The following is a 20,336-nucleotide window of genomic DNA, read 5'->3' on the forward strand; positions in this document are numbered from 1 at the left end:
GCCGCCGGGATTAACCCGGCGGCTCGCCTTTTGTTCAGCTGGCGTTTGCTCAACTGGCGCTTACTCGGCGTCGTCGGCGCCTGCGGCGGCGCCGACCGGCTCCGGAGCGTCGCCGCGCAGTTTCAGGCCTTCGAAGATGAGCTGCTTCTTGTCGCCCACCTTCTTGACCTCGACGCGGATCGTGTCCTTGCCGTTGAACTCGCCCTTGAGCAGTTCCTCGGCCAGCGGATCCTCGACGAACGATTCGATCGCGCGACGCAACGGACGGGCGCCGTAGTCGGTGTTCGAACCCTTCTTGATCAAGAATTCCTTCGCGTCGTCGCCGAGTTCGAGCACGAGGCCCTTCTCGTTCAGACGCTTGCGAACCTTCGAGAGTTCCAGGTCGACGACTTCCTTCAGGTCCTTGGTCGTCAGGTGATGGAACACGATGATGTCGTTGACGCGGTTGATGAACTCGGGACGGAAAACCTTCTCGATCTCATCGGTCACGCGCTTCTTCATGTTCTCGTAGCCCGCGTCCTCGTCCGGCTTCTGGAAGCCGAAGGCCGATTCGTTCTTGATCGCTTCGGCGCCCGCGTTCGTGGTCATGATGAGGATCACGTTGCGGAAGTCGACGCTGCGACCAAAGCTGTCGGTTAGCCGGCCTTCTTCCATAAGCTGCAGCAGCATGTTGAAGACTTCGGGATGGGCCTTCTCGATTTCGTCGAGCAGAACCACCGCGTACGGGCGACGGCGAATCTGCTCGGTGAGCTGACCGCCTTCCTCGTAGCCGACGTACCCGGGGGGCGCCCCGATGAGCCGGCTGACGTTGTGCTTCTCCATGTACTCGCTCATGTCGATCTGGATGAGGGCGTCCTCATCGCCGAACATGAACTCGGCCAGCGCCTTGGCGAGCAACGTCTTGCCGACGCCGGTCGGCCCGGCGAAGACGAACGTGCCCGTCGGCCGCTTGGGGTCTTGCAACCCGCTGCGGCTGCGACGGACGGCCTTGGCGATCGCCTTGATGGCTTCGTGCTGGCTGATGACCTTCTTGTGAAGCTCGTCCTCCATCTGCATGAGGCGCATCGTGTCTTCGGTCGTCATCCGCGTGAGCGGGATGCCGGTCATTTTGGAGACGACTTCCGCGATCACTTCTTCATCGACCACGCCGCCATTCTCGCGCGATTTCTCGCGCCACTGACGGGTGATGTCGTTCTTTTTCTTCTTGAGCTTGTCGGCCCGATCGCGGAGGGAAGCCGCCTTCTCAAAATCTTGATTAGCGACCGCTTCTTCCTTCTCGCGGTTGAGCTGCTCGACCTCCTCGTCGATCTCCTTGAGATTCGGCGGCTTCGACATGCTTTTGAGTCGGACGCGAGCGCCCGACTCGTCGATCACGTCGATCGCCTTGTCCGGCAAGCAACGACCGGTGATGTATCGGTTCGACAGCTCGACGGCCGCGGCAATCGCGTCGTCGGTGATCTGCACGCGGTGATGCTCCTCGTAGCGGTCGCGGAGACCTTCGAGAATCTTCACCGTGTCCTCGGCCGAAGTCGGCTCGACCATCACTTCTTGGAACCGGCGAGCGAGCGCCGAATCCTTCTCGATGTACTTGCGGTACTCGTCGAGCGTCGTGGCGCCGATGCACTGGATCTCGCCGCGGGCGAGCGCGGGCTTCAATACGTTCGAGGCGTCGATGGCGCCCTCGGCGCCGCCGGCCCCGACGAGCGTGTGGAGCTCGTCGATAAACAGGATCGTATTCTTCGCGCGACGAACTTCGTTCATCACCGCCTTGATCCGCTCTTCGAACTGACCGCGGTACTTCGTGCCGGCGACCATCATCGCCAGGTCGAGGACCACGATCCGCCGGTCGAGCAGAATCTCCGGCACGTTGCCGTCGACGACGCGCTGCGCGAATCCTTCGACGATGGCCGTCTTGCCAACGCCCGCTTCGCCGAGGAGGACCGGATTGTTCTTCGTGCGGCGACACAGAACCTGGATCGCGCGTTCGATTTCCTTCTCCCGGCCGATGACCGGATCGAGCTTTTTCTGCCGAGCGAGTTCGGTCAGGTCGCGGCCGAAGCTGTCGAGCGCCGGGGTCTTGCTCTTGGAAGACTTACCGCGTTCACCGCGTTCCTCGCCGCCTTCGCCGCCACCGCCGCCGCCGCTCCCGCCGTTGCCGGCGCGGCCGCGACCGCCGCTCTCTTCGCCTTCCAAGCCGTGGCCCAGCAGGTTGAGAACTTCTTCGCGGACTTCCTCAAGCTTGAGCCCGAGGTTCATGAGAACTTGCGCGGCGACTCCTTCCTGCTCGCGCAGGAGGCCGAGCAGGATGTGCTCGGTGCCGACGTAGTTGTGATTGAGATGCCGCGCCTCTTCCATCGAGTATTCGATGACTTTCTTGGCGCGCGGCGTCTGCGGAAGCTTGCCCATGGTGACCATGTCTGGCCCCGACTGGACGAGCTTTTCGACCTCAAGCCGAATCTTGCGCAGATCGACGTCGAGGTTCTTCAGCACGTTTGCAGCGACGCCGGAGCCTTCTTTGATCAGGCCCAGCAGCACGTGTTCGGTGCCGATGTATTCATGATTGAAGCGCTGCGCCTCTTGGTTGGCGAGCTGCATCACTTTGCGGGCGCGGTCGGTAAACCGTTCGTACATAGCCCTTCCTCCCCTGGTGTGGTCCCTAAGCCGATGCGTCGGGCGGCGGTCGATCTGCGTCATCCTTCGCATCGCTCAGGACGACGTTCACACTACGCGGCGATCTTCCCGTCAGACGCAGCGGCGATTGTATTGGTCGACGCTTCCTTGGTCGGTAGTTCGTAAATCTTGTCCTCTACTACGCTAGCGGGACGAAGTCGTTCGCGCTCTTGCGCAATCTCATGTCGCCACGCCGCGGCCGTTTCGAGCAATTCCAAGCGGTCGAGTTGCTCTCGGGCAGCGTCCGTTCGTTGTTCGTGTCGCAACAGGGTGGCCAGCATCAAGCGGGCCTCCGCGTCGCGCGGGTCGTTCTTCAGTAATCTTAGCAGCGTCTGTTCCGCCGAAACCCAGTCGTGAGCCAGGTAGGCCGCCTGGGCCTCGCGAAACCAGGCGTCATGGCGTTCGTCGAGACTGGCCGCGGCGTCGTCTCCCGCCGACAGTTCAGACAAAAGTCGCCGCCAGTCGGCTCGGCCTTCGAGCCAGGCCAGCAGCCAAATCACGCCCGCTGCCCCCAGCGCGATCCACCGCATTCGCACCGGCAACCATTCGTTCCAGACGAAGGTCGTCGCGGCAAGCGCGTTGATCAGCGCGGTAAATCCTACCGCCAGCGTCAAACCGGCCCAAGACCCCCGCGTCCAGAGTTGCGGCAGGCCCGGCCAGAGATAAGCCGACCAGTGGAGTTTGGGCTGCGGCACGATCGGATGTCTCTCCTGCCGTCGCTCACCCGCGTACCGCGAGCCGAGGGCATCTCCGACACGCTCTGAGTGCGTGATCCCCCGACTCGTCGGCGACAGCGGTGTGAAAGTCTAGCCCGCGGCGCCGCTGAATCAAGGCAACCGCAAGGGGCGTACAGGGTTAGGCTGTTTTGAACTGTGATAACGGGGCGCGATTCTGCCGCGCACGCCCACCGGGTGCGTGCCGCCCCGCTTCGCGACATGGCTCGTTGTGGGAAGAAGGGGAAGATAACGATAATGCCGGCCAGCGGCGAGGTCGGTTTGAGGCGTGATAGCAGGAAGAAGCGACTCCGCTGGGGGTCTCCATAAGATAGTGAAAAGAATTCGCCACTCGCTCCCAGAAAGGTAGGAGAAGGGTCGGCAAGCCAGCCGGACCGCCACATGGTCCGGGCGGCGGCGCGGTGGGACTTGCCTGGCTGAGCGGCTCGGCTGGTTCGTCCCGGAGGGCGTGGCCCTCCGACTAGCGGGCTGCAGCGATGGATGGCTGGTCGGGCGGGTTGGTTGGGCTATATATGAATTTATGATCGACCACGCCGCCATTCGCGTTCTCGACGCTTCCCTCAACCGGGCAACCGAGGGGCTGCGCGTCGTCGAAGATTATGTGCGGTTCGTCCTCGACGACCGGCATTTGACGGAGCAGCTCAAACGCCTGCGGCACGATCTGGCGGCGGCAGGGTCGTTGCTGCCGCTCGCCGAGCGTCACGCGGCTCGGGACACGCAAGCCGACGTCGGCACGACCGTTTCGACGCTGAGTGAACGAATGCGCGGCGACGCCTGGCAGGTCTGCGTCGCAAGTTTGGAGCGGGTGAAGCAGTCGCTGCGGAGTTTGGAGGAGTTTTCTAAGGTCGCGAACCCGCATGCGGCGGGGGAGTTTGAGCGGCTGCGGTACTGGCTTTACACGCTAGAAGCTGCCCTCGGGCGGACGGTTAACGCCATCGATCGGTTGGCAGAGTCGCGGCTGTATGTGCTGATCGACGGCGGCGACTCGGAAGCGGCGTTTGTGGCGCTGGTCGAAAAATTGGTGGCGGCGCGGGTCGACGTGCTTCAGTTGCGTGACAAGCGGTTAGACGACCGCGAGTTGTTGTCGCGGGCGCGCCGTTTGGTCGCGATTGCGAGTCAGCCCCCGGCTCCGCCGGGGGGTTGCAGCGGTGACGGGATGGACGAACGATCGCGGGACTCTCCGCCGCCGGAGCCCGGGGCAGAAAAATGCTCGCCGCTGGTCATTATCAACGACCGGCCAGACATTGCGGCGCTCGCGGAAGCCGATGGGGTTCATCTGGGGCAAGACGACCTGCGGGTGAAGGATGCCCGGGCGATTGTCGGCCCGCACCGATTGATCGGCGTTTCGACCCACTCGATCGACCAGGCTCGGGCGGCGGTGCTCAACGGCGCCAATTACCTGGGGGTGGGGCCAACGTTTCCTTCTCAGACGAAGTCATTCGAAGTCTTTCCAGGACTGGCGTTCGTCCGCGAGGTGGCTACGGAAATTCGCCTACCGGCGTTCGCCATCGGCGGTATCACGCAGCAAAACGCGGCGGACGTAATCTCCGCGGGCTTGTCGCGCTTGGCGGTTGCGTCTGCCGTGACGGGCGCTGCGGAGCCGCAAGCGGCCGCAATGGCCTTGCGTACGCAGCTGCATCGGTAGCAAGAGCGAGTGGCACCGCGCCGGCTCAAGGGAGTAGAATGGCGTACTTCCATTGGACGTCGCTCCGGCGAGCTCTTGACTCGCGGCTACTCTTGCACTCCCAAACGTTATGCTCTACGCAGTGATTATGGCTGGCGGCGCCGGCACGCGATTCTGGCCGGCGAGCCGCGCCGACATGCCGAAGCAGTTGCTCGCGCTTGCCGGCAAGCACACGATGATCCGCCAAACGGTGGATCGCCTCGGCGAATTGGTGACCCCCGCGCAAACGCTGATCGTGACCAACGAGCGGCTCATTCCCACGCTCCGCGAACAGCTCCCCGAGTTGCCCGAGACGTCGCTAGTAGGCGAACCCTGCAAGCGCGACACGGCGCCCTGTATCGGGCTCGCGGCGCTGCTGGTCGCGAAGCAAGATCCCGACGCCGTCATGGCCGTGCTCCCGGCCGACCATGTCATTCGCAATGCCAGCCGATTTCAGGACTCGATCCGGCAGGCGGTCTCGCTGATCAAAAAAACTCCCGATCAGATCGTCACCTTCGGCATTCGGCCGAACTACCCAGCGGAGATTTTCGGTTATATCCAGCGCGGGGCCCGCATCGACATTCACGACGAGGCGGCGCCGACGTTCGTCGTGAAGCGATTTCGCGAGAAGCCAGACAAGATGACGGCTACCGAGTACGTCAACTCGGGCGACTTCTTGTGGAACTCCGGCATCTTCATCTGGAAGGCGAAGACGATTCTCAATGCCTTGAAAGAACGTCAGCCGGAGATGCTGGCCCACCTGCAGAAGATTGGCGACGCCTGGGGCACGCCGCAGCAGCACGAGGTGTTCAAGCGCGAGTTCACGGCGATCAAGGGCATCTCGATCGATTATGCCGTCATGGAACACGCTAAGAATGTCGCCGTGATCGAGGCGCCGTACGACTGGGACGACCTCGGAAGCTGGCAATCGCTCGCCCGGCTGGCAGGAACCGATCGGTTCGATAACACGGTGGTGGGGCGGCACATTGGCATCAACACCACTGGGACGATCGTGCGCACCGATGACAAGCATCTGGTGGTGACGATCGGGATGAAGGATTGCCTCGTGGTGCACACGCCCGATGCGACGCTCGTGGCGAATAAGAACGATGAAGAGGCGGTGCGAGAAGTGGTGAAGTTGCTGGAAGCGAAGGGGTGGAAGGAGTATTTGTAGGCATGCGTCGACGGTGTCGGGAGCCTTTTGCCACTGGAGGCTCTCCTTTGCCAGTGAACTTGCCAGTGGCAAAAGGCTCCCGACACCCTTGGCTACGTCCCCCTCGCTCCGCATCGCTGGCATCGACTACGGCACGGTCCGCATCGGCATTGCCACAGCGGATTTGTCCGTCGGCATTGCCGGGCCGTACGAGACTTACAATCGCCGGAGCGAACGGCTCGATGCCGAGTACTTCCGGACGCTCGCGAAGGAAGAGCGGATCGGGCGGTTCGTCGTGGGGCTGCCGGTTCACTTGAGCGGGGGCGAGAGTCAGAAGTCGCTGGAGGCGCGCAACTTCGGCGACTGGCTGGCGAAGTTGACCGGCGTACCCGTGGAATACTTCGACGAGCGGTACACGAGCGCTGAGGCGGAAGAGATGCTGCTAGGGGCCGGGCTGACGAAGAAGCGGCGGAAGGAGCGGCTCGATCAGCTAGCGGCGCAGATCATGCTGACTGCTTACCTCGAAGCGGGCGCCAAGAGCCAGGAACTGCCGGAGTCAATTGATTAGCAAATGCATTTGGCCACGAAGAGACGCAGAAGACGCGAAAAAGGGCAGAGAAAAAAAAGTTCTACGGGTGGCATGCTCGTCGGTACTCCGAGGAGCATGTTTTTATTTATTGTGAGTTTTGCGACTTTTCGCGGCTAACTAGGCGCTTTAGGAGTACAAATTTGCCGATAACGCGAATCATTATCGGAGTCGGCTATCTAGGTGGTCGCGTCATCAAGCTCTGGCGAGAAGCAGGCGAGTATTCGATCGCTAGTACGCGACGCGACCATCCGACTCCGGAATGGGTCGCAGCAGGGCCGAATTGGGCCTGCAAAGCTGACGTCACCAAGCCGGAAACATTGAGTTGGCTCGCGCACCCGCCGGCACTAAGCGGTACATCAGCTGAAGCACTCCTCTACTCCGTCGGATTTGATCGCACTGCCGACGCCGACATTCAGACGGTATACGCGGAAGGTCTTCGCAATGTCCTCACCGTGTTGTCCCCGCGCGTCACCCGGGCCATCTACATTAGCACCACGGGCGTCTATGGCGCCGCGGGCGGCGGTTGGGTCGATGAGGAGACGCTGCCCGATCCGCACCGCGACGGCGGCAAGGCGTCGCTCGCCGCGGAAAAAATTTTGCGAGCCCATCCGCTTGGCCGACGAAGTGCGATTCTCCGGCTGGCCGGCATTTATGGTCCCGGCCGCGTTCCCTATCTCGACAAGCTTCGCGCCAACGAGCCAATCGCGGCACCGAGCGCAGGGTGGCTCAATCTCATTCACGTCGACGACGCCGCGCGGATTGTCGTCGGCATCGATCGCTGGTTGGCGGAACGCGCCGCGAGCGACGGCCCACACATCTTCTGCGTCAGCGACGGCTCGCCGGTCGTGCGAGGAGAATACTACGCGGAGGCAGCGCGGCTCGTCGGCGCTCCGCCGCCCCGTTTCACGACGCCCGCAGCCGACTCGACCGCCGTGGCGCGGGCCGGCGCCGACAAGCGGGTGAGCAACGCAAAGTTGCGGGCGTGGATGGACGAGGCGCAGATTTCGCTCCAGTACCCCAGCTACCGCGAGGGGCTGGCACACATTCTCCAAGCCGATGCGGCCAATTAGCCCCGCCGCTCGCGGCGGGTCGCGGGCCGCCGCCCGCGGCTAAATGGGCGTTGGGGTTTGGTCGCGCGGCTTGGCGGCTCTGAAAGGTGGGCGAATCCGCCCTGCTGTGGGCTATGGTTGCACACCGCCCACCGACCCCCGTAGAATTTGGCTGCTTCCCTCCTAGCCCCCCTGCCCCGTCATCCACGGATCTGATGCTACCACGGACCCCCCTGTTCCCTCACGTCATCGAGCTGAATCATCAGGCGCGTCGCCGCATCGGCTGCAGCGTCTACCTGATTTACGATGAGACGGAGTGGGCGTTGCTCGACATCGGCTACGAAGACGCGGTCGACGAATGCGTCGAGCTGATTCGCGAGCTCGATTTCCCGTTCAGCAAGTGCAAGACGCTCATCGCGTCGCATGCCGACGTCGACCACATCCAAGGTCTGGCGAAGGTGAAGCAGATGTTCAAGACGACCGTTACCGCCCACCCGGCGGCGGCCGACATGTTGGAAAAGGGCGACCGGCTCGCCACATTCGCGCAGATCGACGCCCAGGGAATCGACCTCGAAATGCCGCCTGTCGTCGTTGAGAATCGAGTCAACGACGGCGACGTCATCAAGGTCGGCAAGCTGGAGCTGGAAGTTTGGCACACCCCCGGCCATACCGACGGGCAGCTCAGCTTCCGGATGGGCGAATTGCTGTTCTCCGGCGACAATCTGTTCCGCGACGGCTGCGTCGGGGCAATCGACGCTCATCATGGCAGCAGCATCGCCGACTTCATCAAGTCGCTCCAGCGCATCAAGGCGAGCGACGTCAAATGGCTGCTGCCGAGCCATGGGCCGGTCTTCAAGAAAGACAACGCGCAGCTCGACAAGACGATTGCCCGCCTCGAAGGCTACCTCCACATGGCGGACTTCGGCACTTGCGCCGTTGACTGGCCGCTGATGGATGCTTGGGAGGATGAGCTGTTAGAAGGAAAATTGCCGGCGTAGCAGCGTTCACCACTTCAAGACGCGCTCGACTTCGGCTAGCCAGACCTTGTAAGCCGCTTCATTGAGATGAAGCCCGTCGCCGGTGTAGTCGATCTTCAGTTCGCCTTTGTCGTCGACCATCAGGGCATGAATGTCGAGGTAGTCGTAGCCGAACTCTTCGGCCAGATTCTTCAGCCGGCCGTTGAAGTCGACGACGTTGGCGTTGTGCTTGGCGTAATTGTCGCGCGTCGGCAGCACCGATTGAACGTGGACGCGCACCCGCGGAGTTTCTGTCTTGATCCTCTGGAGGATCTCGCGGTAGCCCTGCTCCATCGTCTCGGGACTGCGGCCCGAACCGAGGTCGTTGATGCCGATCATCAGGAAGACGTCGGTAGCTGAGCAATTGAAGACCGACTCGTCGAGCCGTTTCAGCACGCCGCGGTTATCTTCGGTCGGCAGGTCGTTGCCGATGACGTCGGCGCCGATGCCGCGGTTGAGGACGCGACGGCCGGGGAAGTATTTAGCGACCTCGAAGCCTTCCGTAATGCTGTCGCCAAGCAACACGGCGAACTGCAACTGCTCGTTCTGCATCCGGAAGGCGTTGGTGCGATTGGTCCAGTGCATGCGGAAGAGGGCCCCCAGATCGACTGGGGGAGCAGATTTTGCTTCGGCGGGCTTGGGCTTCTCAGCGCTTGCCGTTTGAGCGCTGGCGAGGCGCGGGGCCAGCATGAGCAGGAACAGCGCGGAGGTCGCGGCGAAACGGGAGAATGACATCGGTGGATCTCGGCGATACATGAACACAGAGCGGTAGATCCCCCATTAGAACGCGAGCGCCCACCGCCCCGCTAGCACGCATCTCCGACCGTTGCGGCCATCTAGCCCGTCCGCTTGGGGCGGGCGTGGGGGCGACGGGCGCTATGCAACGGGGACCAGGCGACCCGGGGGCTAGCGCCACGCGGCGAAATGGGCGTGGTGGCATGGAGGGGGGACGGGGCGGAAGGGAACGGCCCGCGATGGGGCGGTCCGATTATGCCGGTTCTGACGGATATTCCCTCAACCGACGCCGCCTCCCATGCCGATTTCTCCCCATAACGCTTCTACGCGCTGGAGTCCGCCTGCACGGGCTCGCGCCGCCATGAGCGAGGGGGGGACTTTCATGCTTCGCAAGATTCTTTTCGCCGCGTGCGTCGGCGTCGGCTGCGCTACGTTCGGAGCCGCCGATACCGCTCAGGCCCAGCAGGCCTACGGCCAGAATTGGTCCGGCACCTACACGACCCAGGACTGGAATCGCTTCTATCACTACCCGTACGTCTACTATCCCCAGAACTACTGGGGGAGCGAGTACTACCGCAGTGCGGATAGTTTGTACTACCGCTATCCGCCCGAAATGCGGATCCCGGTTTACAACCGCAAGTGGCACAACTACTACCCGAACCGCCGGAAGTTCCACAGCGGGCACCACTTCGTGCTCGACGTGTTTTGATCTCGGCGTGACGACGTAGCAACGCAAACAATCGCACTTAGCCCCCGGTCGCTGACCGGGGGCTAATTGTCGTTGGGCTACGCCACGTCGGCGCCGCAGGCGATGCGGTAGTAGATTTCTGCCGCGAGCTCGAGTTGATCGACGGCAATCCACTCGTCGACGGTGTGGGCCTGCGCGATCGACCCCGGTCCCAAGACGGCCGTCGGAATGCCCGCCGCGGCAATTGACGCGGCATTCGTTCCGTAGGGAACGCCGATCAGCCGGCTGTCGACGCCCACCGTACGCGTCACGGCGGCTAGATGCTCGGCCCACTCGCGATTTGCCGCGAAGTGCAAGCCGCGACTCTGCATCCAGGGAGCGTGATGCTCGAGCCGACACTCGCCCAGCGCGGCCTGCTCGTCGAGCCACGTCACTAGTTCGCGGTAGGCGGCTTCAGGCGTTTCGTCAGGACAGAGCCGTCGATCGACGTCGACGACGGCGAGATCAGGAATCGTGTTCGGCCCCGTGCCGCCGTGAAACGTGGTGACGCACGCTGTTGAGGCGCCGCACCACGGGTCGGCGGGGCGCGCCGCCAAAGTCTCGCGATGGAACTGCTCGATCAATCGCACAACTCCCGCCATCGCGTAGATTGCATTCGCCCCCTCTTCCGGCCGCGACGAGTGTGCCGCCCGGCCATGGACGGTGCACTGCCAGCGGGCGACGCCGCGATGTGCAACGACCACATGCAGCTCTGTCGGTTCGGCAACAAGGGCAAACGAAGGCCGCAGCGCTGCGATCTCGCTCAACGAAAGCTCTCCCCCTCCCTCGCCGGGCGGGGCTAGCGCGGGCATTTCAGAGGCTTCCGGGCCAGCGACGCTCGCGTGGTCGCCACGCCACAGCTCAGCCATCGCTCGGGCGCCGCTGAAACCACATTCTTCATTCACAGAGCAAGCCAACAAAATGTTCGGGCGCTCCGCGACAGGCAGCGCGCTCGTTCGCACCAGCGCCGCCAACATCGCCGCCATGGAACCCTTGACGTCGCATGCTCCGCGACCATAGACGCGACCATCTCGCACCTTCCCTTGGAACGGTTCGACGGTCATCCCCTGGACGCTCACCGTATCTTGGTGGACCTCCCACAGCAGCGTGTCGCCGCGACCGCCAGGGACGAGCGCGAAGAAATTGGACCGTCCCGGCTCGACGGGCTGCAGCCCCCACCGCCAGCCGGCGTCGGCCGCGAACCGACAGAGCCAGTCGGTAACCTGTTGTTCGCCCGCCCCGACCGATCCGGGCGGGGCGAGCCGGGGATTCACGCTGGGCGACGCAATGAGATCGCAAAGGAGTTCAACGACGTTTCTGGGCACGCAGGCTCCCCCCGACGGCGGCAATTGTAGCCATGGCGAAACTCTGTAGTGGCAACGAGTTGCGATTTGGGCCCCGAATTCGCGGGGAATTGATTGCAAGTCGCCCCCGCAGAGGATACACTTAGCGTTTGCGTGGGATAACCCCTGCGCAAACACCCTTCCGCGGGTTGCTGCCCCACTCGCGGAGGGGCTTTTTTATGCGCTCTCCGAAAAGACTTAGCCTCCAGGGAATTACGGGGGAGAATAGAAAGGGAAGGATGGAACCGCGGATAAACGCAGACGTACGCAGATGATTCTTATTGGCGTTTATCTGCGTTCATCGGCGGTTCCACATCTCTTGTCTTTTTCTTGGCGCTCTTGGCGTCATTGGCGGTTCAACAGTGCGATCCGGCGGTTCCAAAGGCCCCCGCGCCTCGGGTATGGTAGGGGATTCGCCAGCGGCCAGCGACGGTCGCCGCGCCCTCTGCCAGGAACTCCGCCATGCCCGTTGAAAATATCGACCCCGCCCAGGCCCGCGCTCTCATTGAGCAATTCCCCGATCCCGAAACCGGTCGCCCGCTCGGCACGATGGGACAGGTGAAAAGCGTCGCGGTCAATGACGGCAAGGTCGCCGCGACGATCGCGCTCACCTCGCACTCAGCGATGCTCTGGGGCGAAACGCGGCATGCCATCCGCGATCGGCTCCGCGAGCAGCTTCCAGGCTCTCCCGAAGCGACCATCGAGATCGTGGAACTCGTTCGGCCGCCCGAGCCAATCGGAGCGATTGGCCTCACCGCGAAGAGCGTCATCGCCGTCGGCTCGGGCAAGGGAGGCGTTGGCAAAAGCACGATGGCCGTGTCGCTTGCCATCGCACTGAAGGGCGCCGGTTCGAAGGTCGGCTTGATGGACGCCGACGTCTACGGACCGAGCGTGCCGCATCTGCTTGGCCTCACGGGCCAACCGATGGTATCGAACGGCAAGCTGCAGCCGGTCGACTGCAACGACATGCCTGTGATGAGCATGGCGTTTCTCGTGCCGAAGGAAGAAGCGGTCGTCTGGCGCGGTCCGATGCTCCACGGTGCGATCACGCAGTTCCTGCGCGACACGGCCTGGGGCGATCTCGACTACCTGATCATCGATATGCCGCCGGGCACGGGCGACATCGCGCTGACGCTCTCGCAGGCAATCCCGCTCACCGGCGCCGTCGTCGTCTGCACGCCGCAAGACGTGGCGCTGCTCGACGCAGTGAAGGCGATCGCGATGTTCAACAAGGTGAGCATCCCCGTCCTCGGCGTCGTCGAGAACATGAGCTACTTCCTCTGCCCCGACAACGGCAAGCGTTACGACATCTTCGGCAACGGCGGCGCGCGGGCGAAGGCTGAGGAGTTGAGCGTGCCGTTCTTGGGAGAAGTGCCGATTCAGATCCCCATCCGCGAGCGGGGAGACGCCGGGCAGACGGCCGGCAACCTGGGCGACATCGAGGCGGCTCCTTACTTCGAGCGCGTCGCCTACAACCTGGTGCGGAATTTGGCGATGGATCGGGCGTCGGCGCCGCCGTTGCCGACGTTGTCGGTGTTGTAGACGAGGCTGCAGGCTTTAGGCTTCAGACTACAGAAAGAAGAGTGCAGGCGGCTTGGCGTCAAACCAGCTTGCTGAACCCCGGCGGCAACCCCCAACCGCTGCAGCCGGTGGTCTGTAGCCTGCCGCCTCCAACAAAAAAAGGGACCGCTGCCCGCTAAGGGCAACGATCCCTCGATTCGCAAATCGCGAAAAGGGTCGAACTCCAACCTAGGGTTGGAACTTAGGCCTTCTTCTTCGCGGTCTTCTTCTTGGCGGTCTTCTTCTTGACGGCCTTCTTCTTGGCGGTCTTCTTCTTCGCTGCCTTCTTGGGGGCTGCCTTCTTCTTGGCAGCCTTCTTCTTGGCAGCCTTCTTCTTCTTGGCCACAGTCAATCCTCCTTAAAAAGGTCTAGGCGACGCGTCTCTCGTCAACTTTGAGGAGAAGTTTCTCGTCGTCGCCTTCCAAAGAACACGTGCCGCCCGTCCAGGGCGACAAGTCGTATCGCGCTCGTCATCGAGCATGGCCGCGTCTGCGATCCGAATAACTTTGGTTACCCGATCTGTTAACCAATGCATCCCAACTAACTACAGCGTTTACAAATGGTTGACAACGCCACGTCCATGTCTTCGTGGTATTTGTACGCATGATTTAGTTTTCTGCAACACTTTTTTGTGGATTTTCGGCGCGCAGCGCGGTATGCACCTCCCGCGCGGCGCGGCTCGCATGACTCCGATCAGCATCGACCACGCGCGCCTCGCGCGTCGTTCATTGCATGCGCGGACGATTCAATAGATCGATATCGTCGTGCCGTCGACGGCGCGCATCGCCGGCTGCTCGGCGCGTCGCGTGAGACCGAATTGCGCGCACTCAAGCGGCCTCAAGCGTCGATAGTGGAGCGTCGTGCGTGCGCTGGGCCGAGCGAGCGTCGCGACCTCGCCGACGCCGCTGATCGCGCCCAACATGCGGCGCCAAATCTCGCCCGCCGACTTCAACCGCGGGTGGATCGGATCGAGTCCATACCAGTCACTTTCCCCGGAAAAAAGCGGGGTTTCCCGCGCTGCGGCGACCTCCGCGAGTCGCTCGCTCAGCGATTCCGCGCGGCGCAACATCTCCTGATGCGAGAGCTTGCAACTCGGAAACAGGACCTCGCGCAACGTGTGGTAGCGGGCCCAGCCGACGCGCCGCAGCGACTCGATCGGCACGTTGTTGAGGACCACCTGCGCTTCATGCACGGCGAGTCGATCAAGCGCGCGTTCGATCCATTCAACGACCTTCTCGACTGGCGCTTCGTACGCCAAATCGTTCCCGACGTCAGCGACGATCGCCACCGTCGGCAACGGTCGCGCGCGGTTCAATGCGGGCCATAATCCGCTCGATAAAATTCCTGGAAATTTTTTTCCAAAAAATTTGGAATGCAGGCCATACGACCTGCCAAAACCCTTTGCGACATGAAGCTCGATTGGATACGCAAACATCGCGCGCAACGTTTCAACGATCGTTGGAAACATGATCGAGAGGTTACTCGCGCCGAGCAACACGACGCGCTGCTGCGGTTCGCGAGTCTCAATCTGAGATGCAAGGCCGAGAGTGTCGGGCGCGGTTTCGCTCATTGCTGCGTGCACATGCCAATGTGAAAGTCGGACTGCGTTCGACGTGGTGCGTTGATTGATCGTCGACGTCGTCCAGCGGCTTCCGCGCGAGTCGTTACCAACGACTCGCGCGATACGCCTGTAATGTTTGGTAATTCGAGTAAGCCAGGTAACCAAACATGATTGCCGTATAGATGCTCTGCCATGCCACCGCGCCGACGATCGCCATCGCGATGGCCGTGATGGCCGAGATCTGCAGGGAGAGCACAATTCCATCTCGCGGGTTCTTCAGTGTAAGTAGTTCACGCGACACCCTCCCGCCATCGAGCGGGTAAATCGGCAGCAAATTGATGATTCCCCAGGCGATGTTGACGAACAACGCATCGAACACAAGTGAATTGGCGAACTGCGTCGGGAGGCGCTCCCACACGACCCAGAGGCGATAGAGAGCGAATCCGCTGGGCTGCAGCATCGCAACGTCAGGACGCGCCGCCCATTGAATTGACGCCTGGTATCCCGACAGACTCATCACCGCGATCAAAATGCCTGCCAGCAAAAATCCAGCCGCAGGCCCGGCAATCGAAATGATGATCTGGCTGCGCGAGCTGCGATCGCAATCATCGCATGAGGCCAACCCGCCCAACCCGTAGAGCGTGATCCACGGATGTCCGCCGAAGCGCCGCTGCATCACGGCGTGCCCCAGTTCGTGCACCAGAATCGAGACGAATACCACCCCGACCCAGGTGAGCAGTTCGGCTGGCCGCGTCCCTTGGTCGCCCGAACGCAGCCCCATGATCCCAGTCACCAACCAAAAATAGGGATGAACGCGCACGGGAAAGCCGAAAACGCGGAAACGGACGTCGCCCTGACTTGGCGGCGGTTCGGAAAGAAACATGGATGCGCTGAGTTGAGGAAGGGGCTCGTTGCCGGGTCAACCAATGAACCGCAATTGATCCCTATTGTAGCCAACCCAATTGGCCACGGGCGGTAGCCGACAAACCCTCCGCAACCAGCGGGGCGGCACGAACGCGCTACGAAGCGCGACGAAGGGGCGCTGCGTGCCTTGACGACGCCGCGCCGGCGGGTTGGGCAATTGTCGTCAACGTTTTCCCGCCGCTTGGAAGCAGCACGCGGGCAATGTACTCCGCCGCCCGCTCCGATGCTCCGCCCCCGGCGTGCTGGTCGCGGAGCTGCCGCAAGGCAATCTCCCTTCCCCAGCGGGCGTCAGCGTCGGTCAGCCATGCGATGCAGTGCCCTGCGAGCTCCGCCGACTTGTCGGTGCGCGTCAAATACTCCGGCAACAGCGCGTGGGCGTCGGACGGATCGTTCTTGTCATAAATGTGCGCGGGACGCGGCGTGGCGATCTCCTTCGCCGTCAGGAGATTTACCAGCGTGATGTACCGCACGCGGCGGTAGCGCTGCTGCATGAAGTAACCGAATCGCGAAACTTGGTAAAGGATGACGCTCGGTTTGGCATGATAGAGCAACTCCAGCGACACCGACCCGCTGCAAGCCATGCAACAGGCGGCGGCGTGAATCAACTCGGGCGTGCGACCAACGTACACATCCGCGGCAATGCCCATCTGATCAATCAAGTGCCGGATCGTCGCCGCCTGCGATTCCTTGAACGCCGCGACGGCAAACCGCACTTTGGGAACCTGCCGAGCAATCAACTGCGCCGCTTGGAGGAAGGAGCGGGTGTTCAGTTCGACTTCTTGCGTCCGCGAGCCAGGCAAGATCGTGACAAGCGGCCCTTCGCTCTTCTCTAGCTCTATTACAAACTCCTGATCGAGCGTCCGATTGCGCAGCTCATCAAAGTAAGGATGGCCGACATACGTGGCGTTGCACCCGCGCTCGCGGAACCACTGCTCCTCGAACGGCAACTTGCAGAGAACATGGTCGACGAACCGCTGCATCTTCTTCACGCGGTGGCTCGCCCACGCCCATACCTGCGGCGTGCCGTAATAGATCACCGGGATGCCGCGGGCCTTCGCGCGGCGAGCGATCCACCAGTTGAAACCGGGATAGTCGATCAGCACGACGGCATCGGGGCGCGCGTCGCGAAAATAGCGGTCAGCTCGAACGAGCAGGCCAATGAACTTGTGGAGGTTCACCAAGACGCGGGCGATCCACATCACGGCCAGCTGCGTGAGGTCGGCGTGCAGTTCACAACCAGCCGCTGCCATGCGCGGCCCGCCGTAGCCGACGAACTCCCAATCGCTATGCCGCCGTTGGAACGCGCGAATGAGGTTAGCGCCATGTAGGTCGCCGCTCGGTTCGCCAACGGAGAAAAAGATTTTCACGCCATCGCTCCCTGACTCTCAGACCCAACAGAGGGGGCGGGAGTATGGCAAAATGCGGCGATTGGCGAAAGCTCGAATTTTGGGCGGCGCGCCCGTGGATGCCCCGGCTAAGCGAGCATGGGCGGGCGATCTCTTGAAGTCACGCCCGCCCACGACTCAAAACGCGCGGCCCAGCTCGCTTCGTTCAACTAGGCAAGATCTTTATCGTGGTGTTCGTCGTCCTGGTCGTCGTCCGCCAGCAGATTGCCGTGGTCGCCGTCTTTTTCGTGATCGTCATCGTCGCTGGCGAGGAAGCGGCCATGGTCGTCGTGCTTTTCGTCGTCATTGGCCAGCAGATCGCCTTCATGGTCGTCATGCTGCTTGCTATCGTCGCTGATCAGGAAATGGCCTTCACTGTCGTCTTCATGCTGTTCGTCGGTCGACAGCGTCAGGGACGACGCTTGGTCTGCAGCGCATGGAAGCATCCACAGCGCCAATGCGGACAACAACGCGGTCCCGGTCAAACGATTGAACGTCATCAAAGCACCCCCAGAAAAGAATTGAGAAGTGTCAGGCCGCCTCGACGGGCGACCGGCAAGTTCTGTCACGAAAACTTGCTTCGCTTTCAGAGGGAATGCAAACCGGCGCGGGGCTTTCGAAACGAAATGTCGAAAGTCAAATACGGTCTTGGGTAGGCCTCGTACGACTATCTGCAATTATTGCCAGCGGGCCGTTAGCGCGTGACGCGTTCGCCCGCGCTGCAAGTGCAAACGACAAAACCGGGATGGCCCTACCGCAACCAATTCTTGCGTTCAATCGAGGCGAACTGTCCGCCAACAAAAACAGAGCGTCTCCATTAAAGGAAACGCCCTGTCGATACTCAGCGCAGGTCGCGTTGAGTATCGATAGCAGGTCAGTTAGGCGCAGAGCGAGCCGTCTTTGTCGCCCTTCTTGCACTTATCAACGAAGAGTTCCTTTTCACAATCGCCATCCTTCTCGCAGTCGCCGTCTTTTTCGCACTCTTCATCGGCGAACAGTTCTTCTTCCTTGTCGCAATCCTTCTCGCAATCGCCATCCTTCTCGCACTCTTCGTCGGCCAGCAGCTCTTCCTTGTCGCACTCTCCGTCTTTCTCGCAGTCGCCATCCTTTTCACAGCAGTCGTCGGCGACGAGCGATGCGGCGTCCTTGTCCTTAATCTTGCAATCGTCTTCGGCTGCGACGACAGCTGTACAGAACGCTACCAACGACATTAGGCCAAGGCCAATCCACCATGGGCTCTTCATACGAATCTTGCTCCTGTGAAACGAACCGGATGTAACGCCACGCTGGCTCAACGATCCGATTTCAATGTAACCGCCTGCCGCCCCGCAAGTTTCGCGGGTCCTCGCATTCTTCACGGCTAGCATTGTCCGGGTCAAGGAACTTTTAAGCGAGCCGCGACATTTGGTCGCAATTTGCAGCGTCTGCCGCACGGCCCAGCCTCGCGGCCCGATGGGAGCCAAGCCGAACCGCACGTTCCGGGTGACTATTTCCCGCGCAAATATTCCGATTTCTCAAACCGCGTCCCCGGCTTCACCCGCTCCGCCACCTCCGCGGCGTCGAGCGCGAACAGCGGGCTGATCTCGACCTGGGCTCCCGGCGCCACATGGGCTCCCGCCGCTTCCAACCAACGCCGATGCTGGTTGAGCAGCAGCGCGTGGACATACTCCGGCGTGTCTTTGGCCGCGCCCGGCGCGTTCTTCAGCGGCGCAAATGCCTCCTCCTCGGCGTACTCAATCACGATCGGGCGCGCCGCATGCGGCAGTAGATCGAATATGAACCGTTCAAACTTTAGCGCGTTTGGTTCCGTCGGCTTCACCAGCTCGCCATCGTCGCCGAGGTATTCAGCCTTCTTGTGGGCGACGTGAAACGGCAGCGTGTCTTTCAGCTGGAGCGCCCGCTCCAAAAACGCGACGTCGAACACATGGATGGCTACGCTGCCGGCCCAGAACACCAGCTCCCCATGCTCATCCCGCTGCTCGGCCACGTCGTCGGGAAAGTCGCTGTACTCGATGATGCTCACCCGATCGTTGATCATCACGAAGTTGCCGAGCCGCTCTTGCGGCGTCTGCTTCGCGACGGCGAGCGACGTCAATTCCGATTTCGCGAGAATATGGAAGCCGATAAGTTCCGCATCGCAGATCGGCGCGAGCGGGTTATCGACCTGGAAGTAGAAGAGGTGCTTGATCCCGCGGCGGCGCATATCGTCGAACGCTCCGCTCGCGCCGAGCGCCGCCACCGTCCCGCCGTGGCCGTCGGGGCTGAGGAAGATCGAGTCCTTCGCTTCCAGCAGCACCTGCCCCGTCTTCGCATCGACCGCCGGCATCGTCCCCTGGCAGAAAACGAACAAGTCGTTCTTGTTCAAGCCGAGGTGGGCGTTCGCGCCGAGGAAGTCGAGCGTGTCGTCGTGCGTCACGGGACTCGTCATCATGTAGAGCGGGATCGACTTCCCATGCCGCGCGGCGATAGCGCGAATCTTCTCGACGTGAATCTGCGCGAGCGTTGCCTTCGAGAGCGGCCCAATCGGGTACATCCCCTTCGGCTTCTCGAAACCAAGCCGACTCCCCTGCCCTCCCGCGACGAGGATGACGCCGACCTCGCCCTTCTCAAGCGCGGCGACTCCGGCGCGGCGGGCTTGCTCCACCGTGATATCTAGCGGGTTGGTCGCTCCCGGCTTCCGCTCATGGAGCCGTACCGCCGGCGGGGGGGACGCCTGCCGCGCCAGTTCCGCCCAGTCGGGTTGGTCGATCTCGTCACGGAACAGCGAATCAAGCAGGTCAAAGTCGATCGACATGATCTGCTGCGCGAGCTGCCGCTGTCCTTCGGAGTTAAGCTCGTCCCAGAACCGCAGGAGATGAAGTTGGTTGTGTCGGCGGAGCCGCTCTTCGAGCTGAGCCTTATCGATGACGCCCGTCATGGTCAATTATTCGCCTCTCACCCATGTGTAAGCCAGCCAGCACAGCACCGGGAACCCGATGAAGATAATGCCGTAGGTAAACAGCGTCGTCCAGAAATGTCGCGGCCAGCGGGCCATGGTTTGATCGTTCCAGCAGAATTCGTTGCGGAGAAATACGCCTCGCGGCGGCAGACGCCGATTATCCGTCGCGGTCGCGGACTGCCTAGGGTGTCGCGGTGGGACGCCGTTGGCCCCTGTGCCCCCAAGATACTCCGAGGCGTCAGGCTAGATTCCTCGGAGTACCTCGGAATGACAGGTGGCGAGCGGACTA

Annotated in this window: 18 protein-coding genes; 7 read left to right on the top strand and 11 right to left on the bottom strand. The window is 62.1% G+C overall.

What is annotated here, in order from left to right; all coding sequences use genetic code 11:
* Positions 1 to 60 precede the first annotated feature (60 nt).
* Together I41_RS21730 and I41_RS21735 are read right to left on the bottom strand one after the other, a co-directional pair.
* Entirely contained in the window at positions 61 to 2,631 is a 2,571-nt protein-coding gene (locus I41_RS21730; protein WP_145435001.1) for an ATP-dependent Clp protease ATP-binding subunit, read from the bottom strand.
* Between the two features lie 92 nt (positions 2,632 to 2,723).
* A complete protein-coding gene (locus tag I41_RS21735) occupies positions 2,724 to 3,365 on the bottom strand; it encodes a tetratricopeptide repeat protein (protein ID WP_145435002.1) in 642 nt (213 codons plus the stop codon).
* A gap of 559 nt (positions 3,366 to 3,924) precedes the next feature.
* Between I41_RS21735 and I41_RS21740 the strand changes: the two genes are divergently transcribed.
* From I41_RS21740 to I41_RS21760, 5 genes are all read left to right on the top strand, one after another.
* A complete protein-coding gene (locus I41_RS21740) occupies positions 3,925 to 5,049 on the top strand; it encodes a thiamine phosphate synthase (RefSeq protein ID WP_145435003.1) in 1,125 nt (374 codons plus the stop codon).
* Positions 5,050 to 5,158: 109 nt separating this feature from the next.
* Positions 5,159 to 6,241, top strand: coding sequence for a mannose-1-phosphate guanylyltransferase (locus I41_RS21745; RefSeq protein ID WP_145435004.1), 1,083 nt, complete (start codon positions 5,159 to 5,161; stop codon positions 6,239 to 6,241).
* A gap of 88 nt (positions 6,242 to 6,329) precedes the next feature.
* The gene (gene ruvX / locus I41_RS21750) at positions 6,330 to 6,788 is read left to right on the top strand and encodes a Holliday junction resolvase RuvX (protein ID WP_145435005.1); all 459 of its coding nucleotides are present in this window, start codon (positions 6,330 to 6,332) and stop codon (positions 6,786 to 6,788) included.
* Between the two features lie 161 nt (positions 6,789 to 6,949).
* Positions 6,950 to 7,879 carry an NAD-dependent epimerase/dehydratase family protein gene (locus I41_RS21755; RefSeq protein ID WP_168207081.1) on the top strand — a complete coding sequence of 310 codons (930 nt, stop codon included), beginning with the start codon at positions 6,950 to 6,952 and terminating at the stop codon, positions 7,877 to 7,879.
* 194 nt (positions 7,880 to 8,073) lie between these two features.
* Complete coding sequence (locus I41_RS21760) at positions 8,074 to 8,856, top strand: MBL fold metallo-hydrolase (protein ID WP_145435007.1); 783 nt, start codon at positions 8,074 to 8,076, stop codon at positions 8,854 to 8,856.
* 6 nt (positions 8,857 to 8,862) lie between these two features.
* Here I41_RS21760 and I41_RS21765 read toward each other — a convergent pair whose 3' ends face one another.
* Positions 8,863 to 9,609 (bottom strand): GDSL-type esterase/lipase family protein, encoded by a 747-nt coding sequence (locus tag I41_RS21765; RefSeq protein ID WP_168207082.1) that lies wholly within the window; start codon positions 9,607 to 9,609, stop codon positions 8,863 to 8,865.
* 382 nt (positions 9,610 to 9,991) lie between these two features.
* On the opposite strand from I41_RS21765, the gene I41_RS21770 reads away from it, so the two are divergent.
* Positions 9,992 to 10,318 (top strand): calmodulin-binding protein, encoded by a 327-nt coding sequence (locus I41_RS21770; RefSeq protein WP_145435009.1) that lies wholly within the window; start codon positions 9,992 to 9,994, stop codon positions 10,316 to 10,318.
* A 77-nt stretch (positions 10,319 to 10,395) separates the two neighbouring features.
* On the opposite strand, the gene I41_RS21775 is transcribed toward I41_RS21770, so the two are convergent.
* Positions 10,396 to 11,661, bottom strand: a complete 1,266-nt coding sequence (locus tag I41_RS21775) for a M20 family metallopeptidase (RefSeq protein ID WP_145435010.1) — start codon at positions 11,659 to 11,661, stop codon at positions 10,396 to 10,398.
* A gap of 480 nt (positions 11,662 to 12,141) precedes the next feature.
* Between I41_RS21775 and I41_RS21780 the strand changes: the two genes are divergently transcribed.
* Positions 12,142 to 13,221 (top strand): Mrp/NBP35 family ATP-binding protein, encoded by a 1,080-nt coding sequence (locus tag I41_RS21780; protein ID WP_145435011.1) that lies wholly within the window; start codon positions 12,142 to 12,144, stop codon positions 13,219 to 13,221.
* 220 nt (positions 13,222 to 13,441) lie between these two features.
* Here I41_RS21780 and I41_RS21785 read toward each other — a convergent pair whose 3' ends face one another.
* The 7 genes from I41_RS21785 to I41_RS21815 form a co-directional block, all read right to left on the bottom strand.
* Positions 13,442 to 13,585, bottom strand: a complete 144-nt coding sequence (locus I41_RS21785; protein ID WP_210421031.1) for a hypothetical protein — start codon at positions 13,583 to 13,585, stop codon at positions 13,442 to 13,444.
* A 399-nt stretch (positions 13,586 to 13,984) separates the two neighbouring features.
* The gene (locus I41_RS21790; RefSeq protein WP_145435012.1) at positions 13,985 to 14,554 is read right to left on the bottom strand and encodes a hypothetical protein; all 570 of its coding nucleotides are present in this window, start codon (positions 14,552 to 14,554) and stop codon (positions 13,985 to 13,987) included.
* Positions 14,555 to 14,903: 349 nt separating this feature from the next.
* Complete coding sequence (locus tag I41_RS21795) at positions 14,904 to 15,683, bottom strand: site-2 protease family protein (protein WP_145435013.1); 780 nt, start codon at positions 15,681 to 15,683, stop codon at positions 14,904 to 14,906.
* 136 nt (positions 15,684 to 15,819) lie between these two features.
* Entirely contained in the window at positions 15,820 to 17,091 is a 1,272-nt protein-coding gene (gene lpxB / locus I41_RS21800) for a lipid-A-disaccharide synthase (RefSeq protein ID WP_145435014.1), read from the bottom strand.
* Between the two features lie 188 nt (positions 17,092 to 17,279).
* Positions 17,280 to 17,609: a hypothetical protein gene (locus I41_RS21805; RefSeq protein WP_145435015.1), complete on the bottom strand. Its 330-nt coding sequence runs from the start codon at positions 17,607 to 17,609 to the stop codon at positions 17,280 to 17,282.
* 378 nt (positions 17,610 to 17,987) lie between these two features.
* Complete coding sequence (locus tag I41_RS21810; RefSeq protein WP_145435016.1) at positions 17,988 to 18,353, bottom strand: hypothetical protein; 366 nt, start codon at positions 18,351 to 18,353, stop codon at positions 17,988 to 17,990.
* 242 nt (positions 18,354 to 18,595) lie between these two features.
* Positions 18,596 to 20,026: a UTP--glucose-1-phosphate uridylyltransferase gene (locus I41_RS21815; RefSeq protein WP_145435017.1), complete on the bottom strand. Its 1,431-nt coding sequence runs from the start codon at positions 20,024 to 20,026 to the stop codon at positions 18,596 to 18,598.
* Between the last annotated feature and the right edge of the window lie 310 nt (positions 20,027 to 20,336).

It is taken from the genome of Lacipirellula limnantheis, assembly GCF_007746075.1.
GTDB classification, from domain to species: Bacteria; Planctomycetota; Planctomycetia; order Pirellulales; family Lacipirellulaceae; genus Lacipirellula; species Lacipirellula limnantheis.